Origin of the sequence: Saliphagus sp. LR7 (assembly GCF_003344565.1) — an archaeon.
Taxonomy (GTDB): Archaea; Halobacteriota; Halobacteria; order Halobacteriales; family Natrialbaceae; genus Saliphagus; species Saliphagus infecundisoli.
In genome coordinates this window covers 1-2,206 of record NZ_QPND01000058.1, presented here as the reverse complement: position 1 = coordinate 2,206, position 2,206 = coordinate 1, and the positions used below count along the sequence as shown (strand labels likewise).

Below are 2,206 nucleotides of genomic sequence, written 5' to 3'. Positions count from 1 at the left end.
ACCTGACCGGCCGGCCTTCGTGGCGAATGACGATACCGAGATCGGCGTAGAACGACAGGTGTGTTCGCGCCGATTCCTCCGAACAGTCCGCCCGCTCAGCGATCTCGGCGGCCGTCAGCGGCTCTCGAGTGTGTAATACTGCTCCGTACACGCGCTGCTTCGTATCCTCGCCTTCAAAGGGCCTATCGAACGGGGGTGGACCGTCGCGGCGAGCATCTCCAGTCATACTTCCACCAACGGGGCTAGACCATATATTCCTTTCTCTGTCCAAAATATATTGTTCATCGTCCTGGTCACGATCGGATTTCCTATTAGCCAAGAGATAATTTTCTCGTGAAATCAATTCAGCTTCGGTGTGTTGTTCACCGGCCTCGAGGGTCGAGACCGATGACCTCAGACATTGACCCTGTGAAAGCCGCTGTCACGTGCGAAAAATGTGGAATCGCACAGCCGTACCATCCAGTGCTCGCGGTCGAGTGTCCCAACTATGGCGCTGCATCCGGTCGGAAGTGCCAGCGACCGAGCGGCCACCGGATCCGCAGTCCACACACCGATCGGATCAACGCCGCTTACGGTGCTGGCTACACAAAATGTCCGTGCAAAACCGATAACGCCGTTATCTGCGCCGGCTCGACCGTCCCCGAGGACGTTCCCTTCGACACCGAGGCGGTCACGATCGAAGCCACACCCGACGAGATGGAGCAGTTTGATCCCGACGCTCTCCTCGAACACCCCTGCTCGCTCGGCGACGACGGACTGCCCCCAGCCAGATCCCAACGTGCCCGACAGTCGACCACGACCGTGAATCCAAACAGCCAGCAAACGCTCACCTCCTTCAATAACTGAAACATCGCTTCACTCGACAACACGCTGGTTTTCGAGGATTATCGTCAGGTTATGTCGTTACCCCACAGGGAAGACAATCCGCGACGCGTGGGGTAACTGACTTCAGACCCTCCAGGCACCGATCGGTGCGTGTTCAGTTTCACTTTCACCGCGGTTCACGGAGATTAACGAGACTCCACCACGAACCATATCATATGAGCTACTACGATGACGACCGCTGGGAGTTCAATCCCGAAGGCGAAGGCCGAATCGAGCCCGATCCGACCAACTCGACCGCTGTTGACGATGGCAGCTACGAGCGCGGTGAGGACTCCCTCGAAGACGACCACCTGAGCTATCCGGATACGCCCGGCCCCGAATCCAACGATGACAAACCGAGCGAACACCGCTGTGCGTGTGGTGCCCCGCTCGATCCCGGCAGAACGAAATGCGACTTCTGTCTCACGAGGGAGGTTGAGTACGAGCACCGCGAGGAGCCCGCCACCAACCGTGAAGTCAGAGGCGTGATTCACGTCCTCGTTGACGCGAGTAGTGAAGCCAACGCCGTCTGCATCGCCCAAACCGTGTTCGAGGATATCGCCGACTACTCGTCTGCTCCGTCGATTGACGGCATCGACGAGTGCGAACTCGTCGCCGAACTCGATGGCGACCTCGTCGATCGGTTCGCTCAGGAATGGGGCCAGCTGCCAGCTGCTGCCCCAGTCGCCTCGAGCGCCGGCCAGCGCCAACTCGATACGATCCGACAGAACGCCGGCCACGACTATCTCAATGCCAAAAACGGGGGATCCAGCGAGGACAACCGCCCGACGCTCGACCCCGTCCTGTTCGACGCCGACGGCGACCCCATCACGGATATCGAAGACGTCGGCCAACTGATCGCCGGAGGCACGCTCGAACGCACAAGCCTCGAGTGGGAGACGGTCGACGCCAGCGACAAAGGCGGCCAAACCTGGATCGTCCCCGCAATCGCTCTCGAACACGCGTCCGTGTCCGACGCTACTCGCGATCAGTCTCGTGACAGCCCGACGCGCTGTGTCCTCGAGTGTCGCGAGTGTACCGAAGATACCCGCCATCGCTTCGACGGCTTCAACGCGGTTCCGAATCCGGCGTGGGAGGACGATCCCGTCTGGAAGTGCACTCGATGCGGGATGGCTCGACATGGTCCCGTTCCGAGTACCCTCACAGCAAAATCTCGCTCTCATCCCTGAGGCGACGATACACCCGGTAGTCTCCCGCTGAAGCGTTGTTTTACCCGGGAGGGATCAGGGCAGACGAGAGTAGTCAGCGAGTGACGCTGATCAAACAGGCGACATCGGGCATCCAGGACAACGTCGAACAGTTCGAAAGCCATGAAGAAGTC

3 protein-coding genes are annotated in these 2,206 nt (G+C 59.7%); 2 read left to right on the top strand and 1 reads right to left on the bottom strand.

Annotated features, from left to right (window positions below):
- A partial coding sequence (locus DVH23_RS24905) for a helix-turn-helix domain-containing protein (protein WP_232833911.1) occupies nt 1-226 on the bottom strand: 226 nt, incomplete at its 3' end.
- A gap of 161 nt (nt 227-387) precedes the next feature.
- Between DVH23_RS24905 and DVH23_RS23075 the strand changes: the two genes are divergently transcribed.
- Together DVH23_RS23075 and DVH23_RS23070 are read left to right on the top strand one after the other, a co-directional pair.
- Entirely contained in the window at nt 388-846 is a 459-nt protein-coding gene (locus DVH23_RS23075; RefSeq protein ID WP_198668088.1) for a hypothetical protein, read from the top strand.
- 194 nt (nt 847-1,040) lie between these two features.
- Complete coding sequence (locus DVH23_RS23070) at nt 1,041-2,054, top strand: hypothetical protein (RefSeq protein ID WP_114579678.1); 1,014 nt, start codon at nt 1,041-1,043, stop codon at nt 2,052-2,054.
- The last annotated feature ends 152 nt before the right edge of the window (nt 2,055-2,206 follow it).